The sequence below is a fragment of the Streptomyces sp. ICC1 genome (assembly GCF_003287935.1).
In the GTDB taxonomy this organism is placed as follows: Bacteria; Actinomycetota; Actinomycetes; order Streptomycetales; family Streptomycetaceae; genus Streptomyces; species Streptomyces tritrimontium.
This window is the reverse complement of sequence record NZ_CP030287.1, coordinates 3,440,723-3,456,841: the sequence shown is the minus strand read 5'-3', so window position 1 is coordinate 3,456,841 and position 16,119 is coordinate 3,440,723. Positions and strand designations below refer to the sequence as shown.

Annotated in this window: 17 protein-coding genes and 1 pseudogene; 7 read left to right on the top strand and 11 right to left on the bottom strand. The window is 72.8% G+C overall.

The window, feature by feature from the left end; all coding sequences use genetic code 11:
* Window positions 1-323: 323 nt before the first annotated feature.
* Window positions 324-1,472: pseudogene (locus DRB96_RS16395) on the bottom strand (ATP-binding protein); the annotation flags it as partial.
* Between the two features lie 223 nt (window positions 1,473-1,695).
* Between DRB96_RS16395 and phoU the strand changes: the two are divergent.
* The 3 genes from phoU to DRB96_RS43790 all read left to right on the top strand — a co-directional run bounded on the left by phoU (window position 1,696) and on the right by DRB96_RS43790 (window position 3,115).
* Window positions 1,696-2,373, top strand: a complete 678-nt coding sequence (gene phoU, locus DRB96_RS16390) for a phosphate signaling complex protein PhoU (RefSeq protein WP_112449136.1) — start codon at window positions 1,696-1,698, stop codon at window positions 2,371-2,373.
* Between the two features lie 147 nt (window positions 2,374-2,520).
* Window positions 2,521-2,667 (top strand): hypothetical protein, encoded by a 147-nt coding sequence (locus DRB96_RS43795; protein WP_204357747.1) that lies wholly within the window; start codon window positions 2,521-2,523, stop codon window positions 2,665-2,667.
* 109 nt (window positions 2,668-2,776) lie between these two features.
* Window positions 2,777-3,115, top strand: coding sequence for a hypothetical protein (locus DRB96_RS43790; protein ID WP_204357746.1), 339 nt, complete (start codon window positions 2,777-2,779; stop codon window positions 3,113-3,115).
* A 39-nt stretch (window positions 3,116-3,154) separates the two neighbouring features.
* Here the strand turns inward: DRB96_RS43790 and DRB96_RS16380 are convergent, their stop codons facing one another.
* On the bottom strand, window positions 3,155-3,916 hold the full coding sequence (locus DRB96_RS16380; RefSeq protein WP_112449135.1) for a phosphoglyceromutase: 762 nt from the start codon (window positions 3,914-3,916) through the stop codon (window positions 3,155-3,157).
* A gap of 162 nt (window positions 3,917-4,078) precedes the next feature.
* On the opposite strand from DRB96_RS16380, the gene DRB96_RS16375 reads away from it, so the two are divergent.
* Window positions 4,079-5,410, top strand: coding sequence for an MFS transporter (locus DRB96_RS16375; protein ID WP_112449134.1), 1,332 nt, complete (start codon window positions 4,079-4,081; stop codon window positions 5,408-5,410).
* On the opposite strand, the gene DRB96_RS16370 is transcribed toward DRB96_RS16375, so the two are convergent.
* Window positions 5,391-5,885, bottom strand: coding sequence for a YbjN domain-containing protein (locus tag DRB96_RS16370; protein ID WP_112453473.1), 495 nt, complete (start codon window positions 5,883-5,885; stop codon window positions 5,391-5,393). The two genes, DRB96_RS16375 and DRB96_RS16370, sit on opposite strands and share 20 nt — an antisense overlap.
* Window positions 5,878-7,254 (bottom strand): D-inositol-3-phosphate glycosyltransferase, encoded by a 1,377-nt coding sequence (mshA, locus tag DRB96_RS16365; RefSeq protein ID WP_204357745.1) that lies wholly within the window; start codon window positions 7,252-7,254, stop codon window positions 5,878-5,880. Before mshA ends, DRB96_RS16370 begins: the two co-directional genes overlap by 8 nt.
* 165 nt (window positions 7,255-7,419) lie before the next feature.
* Between mshA and DRB96_RS16360 the strand changes: the two genes are divergently transcribed.
* The 3 genes from DRB96_RS16360 to DRB96_RS16350 all read left to right on the top strand — a co-directional run bounded on the left by DRB96_RS16360 (window position 7,420) and on the right by DRB96_RS16350 (window position 11,004).
* Window positions 7,420-8,229 (top strand): class I SAM-dependent methyltransferase, encoded by an 810-nt coding sequence (locus DRB96_RS16360; RefSeq protein WP_204357744.1) that lies wholly within the window; start codon window positions 7,420-7,422, stop codon window positions 8,227-8,229.
* 168 nt (window positions 8,230-8,397) lie between these two features.
* Window positions 8,398-9,447 carry a C40 family peptidase gene (locus DRB96_RS16355; protein ID WP_112449132.1) on the top strand — a complete coding sequence of 350 codons (1,050 nt, stop codon included), beginning with the start codon at window positions 8,398-8,400 and terminating at the stop codon, window positions 9,445-9,447.
* Between the two features lie 315 nt (window positions 9,448-9,762).
* A complete protein-coding gene (locus DRB96_RS16350; protein ID WP_112449131.1) occupies window positions 9,763-11,004 on the top strand; it encodes a PP2C family protein-serine/threonine phosphatase in 1,242 nt (413 codons plus the stop codon).
* A gap of 86 nt (window positions 11,005-11,090) precedes the next feature.
* On the opposite strand, the gene DRB96_RS16345 is transcribed toward DRB96_RS16350, so the two are convergent.
* From DRB96_RS16345 to DRB96_RS16315, 7 genes are all read right to left on the bottom strand, one after another.
* The gene (locus tag DRB96_RS16345; RefSeq protein ID WP_112449130.1) at window positions 11,091-11,435 is read right to left on the bottom strand and encodes a DUF2516 family protein; all 345 of its coding nucleotides are present in this window, start codon (window positions 11,433-11,435) and stop codon (window positions 11,091-11,093) included.
* Between the two features lie 126 nt (window positions 11,436-11,561).
* A complete protein-coding gene (locus DRB96_RS16340) occupies window positions 11,562-12,137 on the bottom strand; it encodes a hypothetical protein (RefSeq protein WP_112453471.1) in 576 nt (191 codons plus the stop codon).
* Window positions 12,138-12,162: 25 nt separating this feature from the next.
* On the bottom strand, window positions 12,163-12,588 hold the full coding sequence (locus tag DRB96_RS16335; protein WP_112449129.1) for a helix-turn-helix transcriptional regulator: 426 nt from the start codon (window positions 12,586-12,588) through the stop codon (window positions 12,163-12,165).
* Window positions 12,589-12,662: 74 nt separating this feature from the next.
* Window positions 12,663-13,256: a hypothetical protein gene (locus DRB96_RS16330; protein WP_112449128.1), complete on the bottom strand. Its 594-nt coding sequence runs from the start codon at window positions 13,254-13,256 to the stop codon at window positions 12,663-12,665.
* Window positions 13,257-13,305: 49 nt separating this feature from the next.
* Window positions 13,306-14,073, bottom strand: a complete 768-nt coding sequence (locus DRB96_RS16325) for a putative protein N(5)-glutamine methyltransferase (protein ID WP_112453470.1) — start codon at window positions 14,071-14,073, stop codon at window positions 13,306-13,308.
* A gap of 58 nt (window positions 14,074-14,131) precedes the next feature.
* A complete protein-coding gene (locus DRB96_RS16320) occupies window positions 14,132-15,382 on the bottom strand; it encodes a GNAT family N-acetyltransferase (protein ID WP_112449127.1) in 1,251 nt (416 codons plus the stop codon).
* A gap of 65 nt (window positions 15,383-15,447) precedes the next feature.
* Window positions 15,448-16,074: an AmfC protein gene (locus tag DRB96_RS16315; protein WP_112449126.1), complete on the bottom strand. Its 627-nt coding sequence runs from the start codon at window positions 16,072-16,074 to the stop codon at window positions 15,448-15,450.
* Window positions 16,075-16,119: the final 45 nt, after the last annotated feature.

Below are 16,119 nucleotides of genomic sequence, written 5' to 3'. Positions count from 1 at the left end.
AGCTGGGTGTGAGCGATCTGGTGGGGGACGCACGGCATCTGTCGCCGTCGGCGCAGGAGGCCCTGCGGCTGCGGGCGGTGGCCGCGTTGGTACGGCGTCGTGGGCCTGGCAACGGCGGGGACGGTGGGGCACGGTGGGGACAGTGGGGTCCCAGAGGGCCTGGTTGCGGAAGATGTGGGACAGGGCGTCGCTGGAGGACGCCTCATCCGCGACGACGGGGACTCGGGACAGGGAAGGCCGCCCGGGGCGGGGATGGCTGGTGGGGTGGGGGGTGCGGGCGGGGGGGGGGGGGGGGCGGAGGCCGTCGCCGGGGCCGGCGCGGCCGCTTCGGGGAGTCGCAGGGTGAAGGTGGAACCCTGGCCCTCCGAGCTCCATACCGACACCTCCCCGCCGTGCGAAGCCGCTACGTGCTTCACGATCGCGAGGCCCAGGCCGGTTCCTCCCGTGGCGCGGGAGCGGGCCGGGTCGACGCGGTAGAAGCGTTCGAAGATGCGCTCGCGGTCCTTTTCCGGGATGCCGATGCCCTGGTCGGTCACGGCTATCTCGATCAAGTCTCCACCCGGCGCGGTGACCCGGCGCGCGGCGATGCCGACGCGGGTGCGGGCGGGGCTGTAGTTGACGGCGTTCTCGACCAGGTTTCCGAGGGCGGCCGCGAGCTGCCCCCGGTTTCCCCATACCCGCAGGTCGGCGGTGCCGCCGGCGGCCATGGTGATCTGTTTCGCGGAGGCCGTGTGGCGGCAGCGGTCGATGGCCTCGGCCACGAGCGTGTCCACGCGGACGGGCTCCGCGTCCTCCAGGGGGTCGTCGTTCTGTACCCGGGAGAGGTCGATGAGTTCTTGTACGAGGTTGATCAGGCGGGTGGCCTCGATCTGCATGCGGCCGGCGAAGCGGTGCACGGCCTCGGGGTCGTCCGAGGCGTCCATGACGGCCTCGGACAGCAGGGAGATCGCGCCGACCGGGGTCTTGAGCTCGTGCGACACGTTCGCGACGAAGTCGCGGCGCACGGCCTCGATGCGGCGTGCCTCGGTGAGGTCCTCGACCAGGAGGAGCACCAGGCGGGAGCCGAGCGGGGCGACGCGCGCCGATACGGCGAGCGCTTCGCCGCGGCCGGTGCCGCGCCGGGGCAGGTCGAGCTCGACCTGGCGTATCTCTCCGTCGCGGCGGGTGTCGCGGGCCATGTGGAGCATGGGCTCCACGGCCAGCTTGCCGCCGCGGACCAGGCCGAGGGCATATGCCGCCGAGCTGGCCTTGACCACCGCGTCGCCCTCGTCGAGGACGACGGCGGAGGAGCGGAGCACGGAGAGGACCGTGTCCACGCCTGGTGGGAGCACCGCGTTGATGTCGGGGCGCATGGAGCTCCGGGTGGGGCGGGCTTGGTCGCGCTCGCTCCAGCGGAACGCCAGCATCGCGATCACACCGGTGCAAAGACCGGCGATCGCTGCAGCTGCGGCGACCGCCGCGTTCACGTCCATGACTCCAGGTTAAGCAGGCATGACGACACTTCCACAGCCGTTCGGGTGGCACCTCGAACAGTCGTCGCCCAGAGTTCACCCTGACGACGGGGTTGATTCACTTGTGGTGCCGGAGTCGGTCGCGTTCGAGGTTCACCGTGGCAACGTGGGGCCGATGGCCCCACCGGCCCGCCCCCGGGCAGCAGGACCGCAGTAGCAGTAGGTCGAGAGAGGGACACGAGACATGCGTGACGCGTACCACGAGGAACTGGACTCGATCGGTGAAGGCCTGGTCGAGATGGCCCGGCTGGTCGGTTCCGCCATCGGGCGGGCCACGACCTCCATGCTCGACGCCGACCTGAAGCTCGCCGAGAGCGTCATCGCCGCCGACCAGAAGGTGGACGACCTCCAGCACGACCTGGAGGCACGGGCCATCGCGCTGCTCGCGCGCCAGCAGCCGGTCGCCACCGACCTGCGCATCGTCGTCACCTCGCTGCGCATGAGCGCGGACCTGGAGCGCTCCGGCGACCTGGCGCAGCACGTGGCGAAGCTGGCGCGGCTGCGCTTCCCGGACACCGCGGTCCCGCGCGACCTGCACGCCACCATCCTGGAGATGGGGCAGCTGGCGCAGCGCCTGATGGCGAAGGCCGCCGAGGTCATCATCACGAAGGACGTCGACCTGGCGCTCCAGCTGGAGCAGGACGACGACGAGATGGACCAGCTGCACCGCACGCTGTTCCAGCACCTGATGGACGACCGCTGGAAGCACGGCATCGAGACGGCCGTCGACGTGACGCTGCTGGGCCGCTACTACGAGCGCTTCGCGGACCACGCCGTGTCGGTCGCCAAGCGCGTCGTCTACCTGGTGACGGGCGAGCACGCGGACGAGCTCCAGCCGCCGACGCAGGTCGAGGGCGTCTGAGTCGGCGCGTCTGAGTCGGCGCGTCCGGGCCGGCGCGGCCGGGCGTCCGATCGGCGAGGGCGGCAACGAGCCCCCAATGCGCCGTTGACGCGCCGGTTCGGCTGGGCATGAATGAGGGCGAAGGCACACCGCCTACGAGGAGGATCCATGCCCGATTCCCCCGTCCCCATCACTCCTGAGCACGAAGCGCAGCCCCCGGAGGCGCTCCGCCTGCCGCTGCTCGCGGCCTGCGGCTGCGGCTCGGGCTGCGGCTGCGGCTGCCAGTCCGGCGCCCCCTGCCAGTGCGGCGGCTGACCGCCGCCGCCCTGCTCGACCCGCCCGAAGGGCCCTGCCCGACCTCCGTGTCGGCCGGGGCCCTTCGCACCGTTCCCGGCCGGACCGGGCCAGGAGGAAGGAAGCAGCCGTGCGCCACGGCCGCCCCGGCAAAGAGCAGTTGCGGCGCAACTTCGACAGCGTCCTGACGCAGGTCCTGTCCGGGCGGGGCGTCCGCACCGAGACGGGCCTCGACTCGCAGACCGAGAAGGCCCTGTGGGCGGTCAGCCGCGCCCACCCGGACCCGCCGGACGCGCTGGTGGCTGCGGCGTACCGGGCCTTCGCCGGCCAGATCGACGGCACCAACGCGGCCGAACGGCGCGCGGAGACGGCCCGCAAGATCGCCGAACGCTGTTCCAACGGCCGTTCTCGTCTCTCACGTCACCCTCCCCCGGCCCGCAGCGGGCCCGGGGTAGACGAAAACCCCTGACCTGCGCCGTGTGCGCAGGTCAGGGGCTTATCGCTATAGCTACTTCTTCTTGCCCTGGTTCTTGACGGCCTCGATGGCCGCCGCCGCGGCGTCCGGGTCGAGGTAGGTGCCGCCCGGGTTGAGGGGCTTGAAGTCGGCGTCCAGCTCGTAGGAGAGCGGGATGCCGGTCGGGATGTTCAGGCCCGCGATGTCGGCGTCGGAGACCCCGTCGAGGTGCTTGACCAGCGCGCGCAGGGAGTTGCCGTGCGCGGCGACCAGGACGGTGCGGCCGTCCAGCAGGTCCGGGACGATCGAGTCGTACCAGTACGGGAGCATGCGGACGACGACGTCCTTGAGGCACTCGGTGCGCGGCCGCAGCTCCGGCGGGATGGAGGCGTAGCGCGGGTCCTCGGACTGCGAGAACTCCGTGCCGTCCTCGAGCGCCGGCGGCGGGGTGTCGTACGAGCGGCGCCACAGCATGAACTGCTCCTCGCCGAACTCGGCGAGGGTCTGGGCCTTGTCCTTGCCCTGGAGGGCGCCGTAGTGGCGCTCGTTCAGGCGCCAGGAGCGGTGGACCGGGATCCAGTGGCGGTCGGCTGCCTCGAGCGCCATCTGCGCGGTGCGGATCGCACGCTTCTGGAGGGACGTGTGAACCACGTCGGGGAGAAGGTCGGCGTCCTTCAGGAGTTCGCCACCGCGGACTGCCTCCTTCTCGCCCTTCTCGTTGAGATTGACGTCCACCCAGCCGGTGAACAGGTTCTTCGCGTTCCATTCGCTCTCGCCGTGGCGGAGGAGGATCAGCTTGTACGGTGCGTCGGCCATGCGTACGAGCCTAATGGACGCGCCCGGCCGCCCGCGCGCGGTGTGTACGGCGTGTGGAGGGGCCCGGATTGACGGCGGCCGTCAATCGAGTGGCTCCGCGGACCGCCCATCCGTAGGGTGCGAACTGTTCCAGGGACACTTACGCCGCCGGGGGGATTCCGTATGTCCGCTGCCAGTTTGAGACGGGCCGCTCGCGAGAGCGTGTCGGGGTTGCCGCGCGAGTTCTGGTGGCTCTGGACGAGCACGCTGGTCAACCGGCTCGGGGCCTTCGTCGCCACATTCATGACGTTGTACCTGACGTTGGAGCGGGGCTATTCGGCCTCCTTCGTGGGACTTGTGGTGGCCCTGCACGGGCTCGGCGGTGTGGTGTCGTCGCTCGTCGCCGGCGTGCTGACGGACCGGCTGGGCCGGCGGCCCACGCTGGTCGCGGCGCAGGCCTCGACCGCGTTCTCGGTGGCGCTGCTCGGTTTCATGGAGCACCCGGCGGCGATCGCCGCCGTGGCGCTGCTGGTCGGCATGACCTCGAACGCCTCGCGTCCGGCGGTGCAGGCGATGATGGCGGACATCGTCCGCCCCGAGGACCGGGTACGGGCCTTCGCGCTGAACTACTGGGCCATCAACCTCGGTTTCGCCGTCAGCTCGACCGTGGCGGGCTTCGTCGCCGAGCACAGCTACCTGGCCGGGTTCATCGGCGAGGCGGTCCTGACGCTGGCCTGCGCGGTGCTCGTGTTCATCAAGCTGCCGGAGTCGCGGCCGGTGCGGACGGCGGCGGAGAAGGCGGCCGCCGAGCCGGAGATCGGCCTGGGGACGGTGCTGCGGGACGGGCGCTTCATGGGGGTCGTCGGGCTGTCGTTCCTGATCTCGCTGATCTTCATGCAGGGTTCGTTCGGGCTGCCGCTCGCGATGGGCGCGGCCGGGTTCTCGACGGCCGACTACGGGCTGGTCATCGGGGTCAACGGCGTGCTGATCGTGCTGCTGCAGATCCCGGTCACCCGGTTCATCGAGCACCGCGACCCGCAGAAGCTGCTGGTGGTCTCGGCGCTGCTGGCCGGGTACGGCTTCGGGCTGACGGCCTTCGGCGGCTCGGTGTGGAGCCTGGCGCTGACCGTCTGCGTGTGGACGCTGGCCGAGATCGTCAACTCTCCGACCCAGATGGGCCTGGTGGCGCGGCTCTCCCCGCTGCACGGGCGCGGCCGCTACCAGGGCATGTACACGATGTCCTGGGCGGTGGCCTCGCTGGTGGCGCCGCTGATGGCGGGCTTCGCGATCGAGCACTTCGGCGCGGGGTGGCTGTGGGGCTCGACGGCGGTGCTGGGGATGGTGGCCGCGCTGGGGTACTGGCTGCTGATGCGGGGGCTTGCGGAGGGCGCGGCGGGAGCGGGGCCGGGCGGCTCCCCCGGGCCCGCCGCCACGGCGGAGCCGGCTGCCGCGGAGTCGGCCTCGGCGGAGCCGGACCCCGCCGGGCCGGACCGGGTCAGGCCGACGGCTGTGTGAGGTTCTTGAAGGCGTCGAGGTTGCGGGTGGACTCGCCGCGCGAGACGCGCCACTCGTACTCCCGCCGGATCGCGCCGGCGAAGCCCAGCTCCAGCAGGGTGTTGAAGGCCCCGTCCGCCGCCTCCAGGACCGTGCCGAGCAGGCGGTCGAGGTCGTCCGGGGTGATCACGGACAGGGGGAGGCGGGCCGTCAGGTAGACGTCTCCGAGCGCGTCCACCGCGTAGCCCATGCCGTAGAGCTTGAGGTTGCGCTCCAGCAGCCAGCGGTGGACGCCCGCCTCGTTCTCGTCGGGGTGGCGGATCACGAAGGCGTTGACCGACAGCGAGTGCTTGCCGACCTTGAGCGAGCAGGTGGTGCTCAGCTTGCGGGTGCCGGGGAGCTGGACGACGTACGTGCCCGGTGAGGGGCTCTCCCAGCTCAGCTCCGAGCCGGTCAGGGTCGCTTCGATGATCCCGGCGGTGTCAGCGTCAGCCATGGTGGGAGCGTACGTGACGGCGGTGATCATGCATCGCCGCGGTGTACACGTCGGCCGTGCCGCTCGCGGCGGTGTCCCAGCCGAAGAACTGCGCGTGCCGCGCCGCCGCCGCGCCCATCACGTCCGCGAGGGCGGGCTCGTCCACGAAGCGCCGTAGCTCGCGGGCGTAGTCCACCGGATCGTGTCCGGGTACGAGGATCCCCGTCACCCCGTCGTCGACGGCGACGGGCAGCCCGCCGACGGCGGCCGCCAGTACGGGCGTTCCGGTGGCCTGGGCCTCTATGGCGACCAGCCCGAAGGACTCGCTGTAGGAGGGCATGACCAGGACGGACGCCGCCCGGAACCAGTCCGCGAGCGCGTCCTGCGCCACCGGCGGGTGGAAGTGGACGAGGTCCGCGATGCCGAGCTTCGCGGCGAGCTTCTGCAGCCCCTCCGGCTTGGCGAGCCCGCTGCCGCTCGGCCCGCCGACGACGGGCACGAACAGCCGGGTGCGCAGCGCCGGATCCCGGTCCACGAGCTCCGCGACGGCCCGCAGCAGGATGTCGGGGGCCTTGAGGGGCTGGATGCGGCCCGCGAAGAGCGGGATGACGGCGTCCTGCGGGAGACCGAGGCGGGCGCGGGCGGCGGCCCGGCCGTCGGCGACGGTGAAGCGTTCGAGGTTCACTCCGGGGTGGACGACGGCCACCTTGCCCGGGTCGGCCTCGTAGTGCCGGACGAGCTCGTCGGCCTCCTCGGCGGTGTTCGCGATGAGGCGGTCGGCGGCGTTGACGATCTGCGTCTCGCCGATGACGCGGGCGGCGGGCTCGGGGGTGTCGCCCTCGGCGAGCGCGGCGTTCTTGACCTTGGCCATGGTGTGCATGGCGTGCACGAGGGGGACGCCCCAGCGCTCGGCCGCGAGCCAGCCGACGTGGCCGGAGAGCCAGTAGTGGGAGTGGACGAGGTCGTAGTAGCCGGGGCGGTGGCCGGCCCAGGCCTGCATCACGCCGTGGGTGAAGGCGCAGAGCTGGGCGGGCAGCTCCTCCTTGGCCAGGCCCTCGTACGGGCCCGCGTCCACGTGCCGTACGAGGACTCCGGGCGCGAGCTCGACGACGGGTGCCAGGCCCCCGGTGGTGGCCCGGGTGAAGATCTCGACCTCGATGTTGATCGCGGCGAGGCGCTTGGCCAGCTCGACGATGTACACGTTCATGCCGCCGGCGTCGCCGGTGCCGGGCTGGTGCAGCGGTGAGGTGTGCACGCTGAGCATGGCGACGCGGCGCGGCTTGCGGTGTCCGCCGACGCCGGCGGGCAGCCGCAGGCGGGGCGGCTCGTGGCGGGTGGCGGACCGGGCCGCGGCGATCCGGCCGCCGAGGCGGGACACGTACTGGCTCAAGGGAGCAGTTCCTCTCGCTCGGACGGCATGACGCGGGGAGCGCGGTCGGCGCCCTACTGAGGAGTGCAACCCGGATGGCCGTGCCCCGCATTCCGGGGGCGGCGGGATTCCTTGGCCGTTTGCCGGATTTTTATCGCGCGGGAGCGCTCCGCTTACTCTCTGCACATGGCTTCCCGCTCCACCCCTCCCCCTCGTCGCCCCGTCGGCACGGTGACGCGCGGGACCACGAACCCGAACCGTCTGCGCCGCATGGACCGCTGGATCGCGGCGACGCACGGGGCGGCGCTGCGGCGCGCGGACGATCCGGTCGCGGTGGACCTGGGCTACGGGGCCGCGCCCTGGACGGCGGTGGAACTGCTCGCGCGGCTGCGGGAGGCGGCTCCGCGGGTGCGGGTGGTCGGCATCGAGATCGAACCGGCGCGGGTCGCGGGCGCGAAGCCGTACGAGCGCGAGGGGCTGAGCTTTCGGCACGGCGGGTTCGAGGTGCCGCTGGAGGGCGGGGTCCGGCCGGCGCTGATCCGCGCGGCGAACGTGCTGCGCCAGTACGACGAGGACCAGGTCGAGGCAGTGTGGGAGCGGCTGCGCTCGCGACTGGCCCCGGACGGTCTGCTGGTGGAGGGGACCTGCGACGAGATCGGGCGGCGGCACGTGTGGGTCGCGTTGGGGCCGGAGGGGGCGCGCACGGTGACCTTCGCGACCCGGCTGGGCTCCCTGGAGCGCCCCTCGGACCTGGCGGAGAGGCTGCCGAAGGCGCTGATCCACCGCAATGTGCCGGGTGAGCCGGTGCACGCGTTCCTGCGCGATTTCGACCGGGCGTGGGCGGCGGCCGCCCCCTACGCCTCGTACGGGGCGCGCCAGCGCTGGATCCGCACGGCGCGGGCGCTGGCCGCGGACTGGCCGCTGGCGGACGGGCCGGTGCGGTGGCGTCAGGGGGAACTGACGGTGCGGTGGGAAGCGTTGAGGCCTTCGGGGTGATGTTGGTGCCGTAGGGGGGTGACCCTTGGGTCGGTAGGGGTGGCGGGGGACGACCGGGACGCATCGGGTGGATATCCACAAGGGTGTTGGAATTCACCGACTCATGGCACCATCCCGAAGGCAACGACAAGTTACTGACGATTAGTCAATCCTGTGTCTGGGGGGACCATGAGGAAACGACGACGGGGATCGCTCGCCCTCACACTGCTCTGCGCGACCGCGCTGCTGAGCGCGCCCGGCCTGCTGTCGGGCACGGCGTTCGCGGCACCGGACCCCCAGCAGGGCAAGTCCCTCGACCAGGTCCGCAAAGACATAGAGGACCTCTACCGCGAGGCCGGCGCCGCGACGGACGCCTTCAACCTCGCGGAGGGGGAGACCAAGACCCAATCCGACAAGATCGTCGAGATCGCCAAGCTGGTCGTCGCCGGCCAGGCGCGCATCACCGGGCTGAAGAGCCGCGCGGGCGCGGCCGCCCGCGCCCAGTACCGCTCGGGCGGGCTGCCGCCGGGCGCGCAGCTGGCCCTGAGCAACGACCCGGTGCAGTTCCTGGACGGCGCGGACCGGCTGCGCCAGGGCGAGAAGGCGACCTCGGACCTGCTCTCCGAACTGAACCGGACCCAGAGCGACTTGCAGCAGTACGCGAAGGACGCGAGCGCGCACTGGGACACGCTGGAGGCCAACCGGCTCAAGCAGGAGGCCTCGAAGAAGCAGATCGAGGAGAAGATCAAGGCGGCGGAGGAGCTCGAGAGCAAGCTGGAGGCCGAGCAGAAGGCCCGGCTGCTGCAGCTGGAGCAGGAAGCGCAGTACAAGGCGCAGACGACCTGGCTGTCGTCGGGGGCGCTGAAGGAGTCCACGGGTTCGGCGGCCACCGAGGCGGGCAAGCGGGCCGTGCAGTACGCCGCCGCGCAGCTCGGCAAGCCGTATGTGTGGGGCGCGGAGGGCCCGGGCTCGTACGACTGCTCCGGGCTGACCTCGCAGGCCTGGCTGTCGGCGGGCAGGGGGATCCCGCGCACCTCGCAGGAGCAGTTGCGGCTGACGAAGGTCGCGGTCAAGGACATGCGGCCGGGTGATCTGATCATCTACTTCGACGACGCGAGCCACGTCGGGATATATGTGGGCGACGGCGCGATCATCCACGCGCCCCGCCCCGGGCGCAACGTCACGATGGCGGGCGCGGGCTCGATGCCGATCAAGGCGGTCGTCCGGCCGGACGCGTAGGCCGGACGCGTAGGCCGGACGTGTGGGCCGGACGTGTGGGCCGGACGCGTGGGCCGGACGGGGGCAGACCCGGCCGCGCTCCCGCCCCGGCCGTCCCGTCCGACCCGGCCGTCCCGTCCGACCCGGGACGTCTCGGTGGGCGGGACACGACACCGCGACGCCGTGACGTTGGTCATTCGGTGACACTGACTTTCCCCCGCGATAACGGCATATGACGGAGCCCCCTGCCAGGCCCGGCATTCCGCTCTCCCCACCCCGCCCGCTAGGGTCGCCGGACGAGCGACCCCCCGAGGGGGCGGGAAGGAACCGGAGACGATGCCCGTACCCGTACCGCGGCAGAGGGACATCCCGGCCACCGAGAGCGGTCCGGGCGGCCAGTCGTCGCTCAACCTGCTGGTGATCGAGGACGACCCCGCCGGCGGACTCACCGTCCCCGAGATCCTCGACGCCGACGGCCACCGCATCCGGCTGCGCAGCGCCCGCAACCTCACCGAGGCCGCCCGCCTGCTCACCCCGGACGTGCACTGCGTGCTGCTCGACCTCGCGCTGCCGCACGGCCCGCCGGGCCCGGCCGACGGCGCCGACCCGCTCGGCGCCCTGCGCGAGGTGCTGCGCATCGCCCCCCGCCACGCCGTCCTCGTCCTCACCTCCGAGGGGGACGCGGAGCGCGCCGCCGAGGCCGTACAGGTGGGGGCGCAGGACTTCCTCTTCCGCGACGAGCTCGACGGGCGGCTCCTGAGCCGCGCCATCCGCTACGCGGTGGAGCGCAAACGGGCCGACATCGCCCAGTACAAGCTCGCAGAATCGAAACTGCGCGCCCAGGAGAACGCCCGCCTGGAGCGCGGCCTGCTGCCGCACCCGCTCCTGGAGGGCTCCGACCTCCGCTTCGCCGCCCGCTACCGCCCCGGCCGCAGCCGGGCGCTGCTCGGCGGGGACTTCTACGACACCGTCCGCACCCCCGACGGCACCGTCCACGCCATGATCGGCGACGTCTGCGGCCACGGCCCGGACGAAGCGGCCCTCGGCGTCGAGCTGCGCATCGCCTGGCGGGCGCTGACCCTGGCCGGCCTGTGCGGAGACGACCTGCTCGCCACCCTGCAGCAGGTCCTGGAGGTCGAGCGGCCCTGCGAGGAGATCTTCGCGACGCTGTGCACGGTGGACATCGCCCCGGACGGCCGCCGCGCGGGCCTGTGCCTCGCGGGCCATCCGGCGCCGCTGATATCCAGGCCGGGCCGCCCCGCCCGGCTGCTCCCGTACGAGAACAGCGGCCCGGCGCTCGGCCTGCTGCCCCGGGCCCGCTGGCCCCGCCGCCAGGTCGAGCTGGGCGGCACCTGGAGCCTGATGCTCTACACCGACGGCCTGATCGAGGGCCGGATCGGCCCCGGCCGGGAACGCCTCGGGCAGGACGGCATGGTCGAGATGATCAACCGCCACCTGGACGACGGGCTGAGCGGCGAAGGCCTGCTGGAGGCCTCCGTCACCGAGGCGCGCCGCCTCAACGGCGGTGAGCTGACGGACGACGTCGCCGTCGTCCTCCTCTCGCGCGCCGAGGGCTGACCCGCCCGGAGACGGCCGCGGACGGCCGCGGACGGCCGGGGAGACCCCGGGCGAACTGCCTACCGTCTACGTCTACCGTCCGCCGTCTACCGTCCGCCGTTGTAGGGCCCGTACGGCCCGTCACTACTGCTGCCGCCGCTGCTGCGGCCCCGCCCGCCGCCCGAGACCTGCTTGAGCGCGGGGCGCACGTCGACGAAGAAGACGATGGTGGCGACCAGCCCGGCGATCTCCAGGAAGAGCATCCCGAGGAAGAAGTCCACGAGGACGGTGACACCGAGGATGACCAGCCAGAAGGTCTTGGTCTGCTTGTCCGCCGCGCGGTAGGCGTCCTCGCGCGCCATGACCGCCAGCACGAAGGCCGCAACGGCGAGCGCGAGCATGGCGAACCCGAGCAACGGCAGAACCCCTTGATCGAACCCGTTCATCAACATCGTCTGACCGCCTTCTCACGCCTCGCACGCCCGGATGCCGTCTGACTCCACGCTACCGGCAGAGCCCCTTCCACAAACACCAACGGACCGGACACCCCTCGGGTGCCCGGCCCGCCGTGCGACGCATCAGCTCTCGTCGGCCGGCTCCGCGGCGGCCTTCTTGGCCGCGGCCTTGCGCGCCGTCGCCTTCTTCGCCGGGGGCTTCTCCTCGCCGGCGGCGTCCTGCCCGGCCGCCTGCTGCGCCTCGGCCTGCGCCTCGGCCTGCGGCTCCGGCTCCACGACGACGGCGATGTCGACGATCTCCTCGGAGACCTCGCCGCGCCACTGGCGCACGGCCTGCTCGCCGTGCTCGGCGACCTTGTCGTAGGCCTCCTTGGCCTTGACCGCGTACTCGGCGGCCACGCCGACCCCGCGCAGCGCCAGGTCCTGGGCGGTCTCGCCGAACTTCTTCGGGTCGATCGCGCCGAACACCTCGACGACCTTGGCGGTGACCGCCTCCTGCGCCTCCCGGGCCTTCTCCTGCACGGCCTTGGGGTCGGTGTTCTTCACGGCCTCGATGCGCGCGGGGGCCTCGGCGCGCAGCTGCTCGATGAGCCCGGGCACCTTCTTGGCCTGCTGCGCGGCCAGGTCCGCGGTGCCCGCGACGAAGTAGAGCGGGGTCGGGTCGGTGAGGGTCTTCTTCAGGTCATCGGCGATGGCCATGCGGTGGTCCTCCCGGATCACAGTCTCAGTTCGTGTGGGTCGTCGTATCGGCATCGGAGCCGCCGGCATCGGCGGCCGCCCCGGCTCCGGCGTCGGCTTCCGCCTCGGCGGCGTTCTCCTTGCGGAAGGACTCGTAGATCTGGAGCAGCACTTGCTTCTGCCGCTCGCTGATCGACGGATCGGCGAGGATCACGGCCCTCGTCTCGACCTCGTCCCGGTCCCGCTCGTCCAGGATTCCGGCCTGCACGTACAGCGTCTCGGCGGAGATCCGCAGCGCCTTGGCGAGCTGCTGCAGGATGTCCGCGCTCGGCTTGCGCAGCCCGCGCTCGATCTGACTGAGGTACGGATTCGACACCCCCGCCGCATCGGCCAGTTGCCGCAGCGAGAGCTGCGCGGTCCGCCGCTGCTCGCGCAGGTATTCGCCGAGGTTCCCGACGTTGAGCGATGCCATGCCCCGATCCTGCCGCACCCTGCTAACTATTGCAAGCACCTGCTTGCAATAACTCCCACCGCACGGGGCGCCGGTCACCGGGCCTGAGCGCACTCCGGGCGGGTCCAGAGGGTGAGGTCGCTGCTGGTGGCGACCGCCAGGGTGAGGCCGGAGGGCGAGAAGCCGACGGCGCGGAGCTCTGAGTACTGGGAGTGGAAGACGTGCCACCACGTCCCGCCCGCCGGCCCTTCGTGCGGCGGGCCGTCGGTGGAGAGGATCACGCGGTCGTGGGGCCACTCCGGGCTGACCACGTCCACGAGCCAGCCGTCCGGCGTGCCGCTGTGCAGGCCGCCGCCGAAGAGCCCGGCGATGTGGACCCGGGTGCCCTCGATCGGGCCGAGCCCGGGGCAGGTGAGGTCCGGCGACGCGTCGGGGGTGCTGGTGTCGGGGTCGGGATCCCGGTCGCGGGCGATCCGCTCGCCGGTGACCGCGTCGAACAGTCCGTGGCCGGCGCTCGACACGGCCATGACGAGGTCGTGCCCGCTGTCGGGATGGACGGCGAAGCCGATGCCGGTCAGTCCCCCGACGGGATTCCTGTGGTCCGGCACCGGCCGCCACGGCTCGGGGGCCGGCATGACGGCGGCGGCGATGTAGTGCTCGCGCAGCTTCCGCTGGTACTCCGTGATCAACTCGCCTTCTCCGTTCTCCCCGCCTCGGGGATCTCTCGCAGGGCCACGGCTACGCCGACGCCACGACCACCGTCGCGTGGTACTCCTCCGATGTCACCGCGCGCACCGACAGGCCCGCCGCCGTCAGGGCCGACGCCGTGACCGGGGACTGCCGGGCGCTCGTCTCGATCAGGAGCCGGCCGCCCGGGGCCAGCCAGGCCGGCGCGCCCGCCGCCACCCGGCGGTGGATGTCCAGGCCGTCCGGGCCGCCGTCCAGGGAGACGGCCGGTTCGTGGTCGCGGGCCTCCGCCGGCAGCAGGCCGATCTCGCCGGTCGGCACGTACGGGGCGTTGACGACCAGCACCTCCACCCGCCCCCGCAGCGCTGCGGGCAGGGAGGCGTAGAGGTCGCCCTCCCAGACCCGCCCCCCGTACGGGGCGAGATTGCGGCGGGCGTACGCGAGCGCGACCGGGTCGATGTCCGTCGCGTGCAGCTCGGCACCCGGCACCTGCGCGGCCACGGCCGCGCCCAGCGCGCCCACCCCGCAGCACAGGTCCAGGACCACCGCGCCGGGCCGGGCCGGCGCCACCGCCTCCCGTACGAGGAACTCGCTGCGCCTGCGCGGTACGAAGGCCCCCTCGCCCACTTCCATCCGCAGCCCGCAGAACTCCGCCCAGCCGACGACGTGTTCCAGCGGCTCCCCCGCCACCCGCCGGGCCACCAGAGCCGCCAGCTGCCCTTCGTCCCCGGCCGCGTTGCGCAGCAGCTCCGCCTCCTCCTCCGCGAAGACGCAGCCGGCCGCGCGCAGGGTTTCCACCAGTGTTGCCAACTGCCTCAGTCCGTCCGTCCATCCGTCCTCAGGGTTCCGCTTCACCACGCGCCCCGCCCCGTCCGCCTCAGAAGACGTCGGGGCACCACGGCCGGCGCGCCGTGCGGAACACCGCGTCCGCGAGCGCGACCGCCCCGGGGCGGTCCTCGGTGATCTCGCCGAGCGCCGCCAGCCGCACCGCCGACTCGTCGCCGAGGTACAGGGCCCCGAGCACGGACACGTCCAGCCGCAGGTCCGCCGGCTCGTCCGCGGACACGGGTACGCACGTGCCCGCGCCCGCGTCCAGCCGGTAGCGCCCGCCCGCGAGCCCGGCCCGGTCCGCGACCTCCAGGACGAGGATGCCGGGCACGGCGTACGTCCGCGCGCCCAGGGCCCGTACGACGTCCAGGATCCGCACCCACAGCCAGTCCGCCGAGGTCACCGCCCGGGCGGCGCGCGCGTCGGGCAGCAGCCGGGTGACGAGGTCGTCGGGGGCGCGCAGCCCGGTGCGGACCTTGACCACCCAGTCGAAGGAGCACAGGAAGTGCCACAGCGCCCGCTCCGCCTCCGGGGTCACCGCGATGAGCTGCTTGACCTGCAGGGTGTTGTGGGGGACCTTCGCATCGGTCCAGTTGTCGTCCACCCCGAACCTGGCCAGGCCGGTCACCTCGCCCGCGGCCGTCCGGTGGACGGCGTGGAACCCGGGCTCGTACGCGTGGTGCTCGGTCGTCTCCGCCCCCGTGGTCAGCCGCCACCACCGGGCGTCGCGGTTCACCGCGCCGGGCACGGCCGCCCGCAGCCGCTCGTGCAGGGCCGGGCCGACCTTCCTCACCTCGGCCACGTCCACCAGCTCGATCCGCCCGCCGCCCTCGGGCGCCGACCGGCGTGCGTCGAGCCCGGTGCGCGGTACGTCGATCTCCCACTCCGAGGCCGAGGTCGCGGGCCCGTACCCGTACCGCCCGTAGATCGGGTACTCGGCGGAGATCAGCGTCGACAGCACGTCGCCGCGCGCCTTGGCGGCGGCCAGCTCGGCGGCCATCATCCGGGTCAGCAGGCCCTGTCGGCGGTGGGTGGGCAGCACGGACACGTTCGTGACCGCGCTCGACGGCACGAACGCCCCGCCCGGCACGGTCAGTTCCTGCGCGAAGGAGCGGAAGGTCGCCACGCACCGGCCGGTGGAGGTGTCGAACGCGCCCTGCGTCCGCGCCCGATCGGCGTACTCGGCCCACCGCTCGGCATCGGCGGCCGACGCGCACTGCGTGCGCAGGAAACCGGTGTGCTGGGCGTGCAGCCACTCGGGGATCTCGGATGCGGCGATCGGCCTGACGTCAGCGCTCATAGCGGCCCACGCTAATCGGCCCACCGTGGCGCGTCGCCCGAATTTCACCGTGCGCGCGGACCGGCTCAGGCCAGCAGGTCGTCCACCTGGGCCTCGCCCTCGCGGTAGCGCCGGGTGATCTCCGTGCTGCAGCCGTCCGCCGTGCGCTGCAACTGCTGGCGGCGCCGCGAGACCTGCTGCTCGTAGCGCACCAGGCGGGCCATGCCCTCGTGCAGTTCCTCGTCCGTGCGCGCGCCCAGGTCGGAGAGTTCCACGTCGGACAGCATCTCGGCCGCCAGCAGCCGGTACTCCTCGCCGTGCGGGGTGCCGAGCGTGACGTGCCGGGCGGAGGCGCTGCGGGTGGACGGGGCGTCCGCGAGGATCTCCGAGAGCCGGTCCACGACCGGCGCCTCGGGGTCCGTGCGCCGGGCGAGTTCGGCGCGCAGGATGTCGATGCGGCCCTGGAGCAGCCTGCGCACGTAGCTCAGGTCGGCCTCGTCGCGCTGCGCGTCGCGGCGCAGTGTGCGCAGCTCCGGCAGGCCGAGCGCGGTGGTCGCCGTCGGCGGGGCGTCCGCGGCGCCGGTGCGCTGCGCGGGCGGGCGGGGCGCCGGCAGGTCGGCGGGCGCGATGGATGGAGCGGGTGCGGCGGACGCCGCGGATCCGACGGATGCAGCGGGTACAGAAGCAGGTGCGGAGGTACCAGAGATGTTCATGCGTTCGTGTCCGTCCCCTCGACCGGTGCTGGGGGCACCGCCTGC

Coding starts and splice junctions, on each gene's coding strand:
- DRB96_RS16345 (WP_112449130.1), bottom strand. CDS start 11,435: ATGTTGATGAACGGGTTCGATCAAGGGGTTCTGCCGTTGCTCGGGTTC.
- DRB96_RS16340 (WP_112453471.1), bottom strand. CDS start 12,137: ATGGCCATCGCCGATGACCTGAAGAAGACCCTCACCGACCCGACCCCG.
- DRB96_RS16315 (WP_112449126.1), bottom strand. CDS start 16,074: ATGAACATCTCTGGTACCTCCGCACCTGCTTCTGTACCCGCTGCATCC.
- phoU (WP_112449136.1), top strand. CDS start 1,696: ATGCGTGACGCGTACCACGAGGAACTGGACTCGATCGGTGAAGGCCTG.
- DRB96_RS16370 (WP_112453473.1), bottom strand. CDS start 5,885: ATGGCTGACGCTGACACCGCCGGGATCATCGAAGCGACCCTGACCGGC.
- DRB96_RS16320 (WP_112449127.1), bottom strand. CDS start 15,382: ATGAGCGCTGACGTCAGGCCGATCGCCGCATCCGAGATCCCCGAGTGG.
- DRB96_RS16360 (WP_204357744.1), top strand. CDS start 7,420: ATGGCTTCCCGCTCCACCCCTCCCCCTCGTCGCCCCGTCGGCACGGTG.
- DRB96_RS16335 (WP_112449129.1), bottom strand. CDS start 12,588: ATGGCATCGCTCAACGTCGGGAACCTCGGCGAATACCTGCGCGAGCAG.
- DRB96_RS16355 (WP_112449132.1), top strand. CDS start 8,398: ATGAGGAAACGACGACGGGGATCGCTCGCCCTCACACTGCTCTGCGCG.
- DRB96_RS43795 (WP_204357747.1), top strand. CDS start 2,521: ATGCCCGATTCCCCCGTCCCCATCACTCCTGAGCACGAAGCGCAGCCC.
- DRB96_RS16380 (WP_112449135.1), bottom strand. CDS start 3,916: ATGGCCGACGCACCGTACAAGCTGATCCTCCTCCGCCACGGCGAGAGC.
- DRB96_RS16375 (WP_112449134.1), top strand. CDS start 4,079: ATGTCCGCTGCCAGTTTGAGACGGGCCGCTCGCGAGAGCGTGTCGGGG.
- DRB96_RS16350 (WP_112449131.1), top strand. CDS start 9,763: ATGCCCGTACCCGTACCGCGGCAGAGGGACATCCCGGCCACCGAGAGC.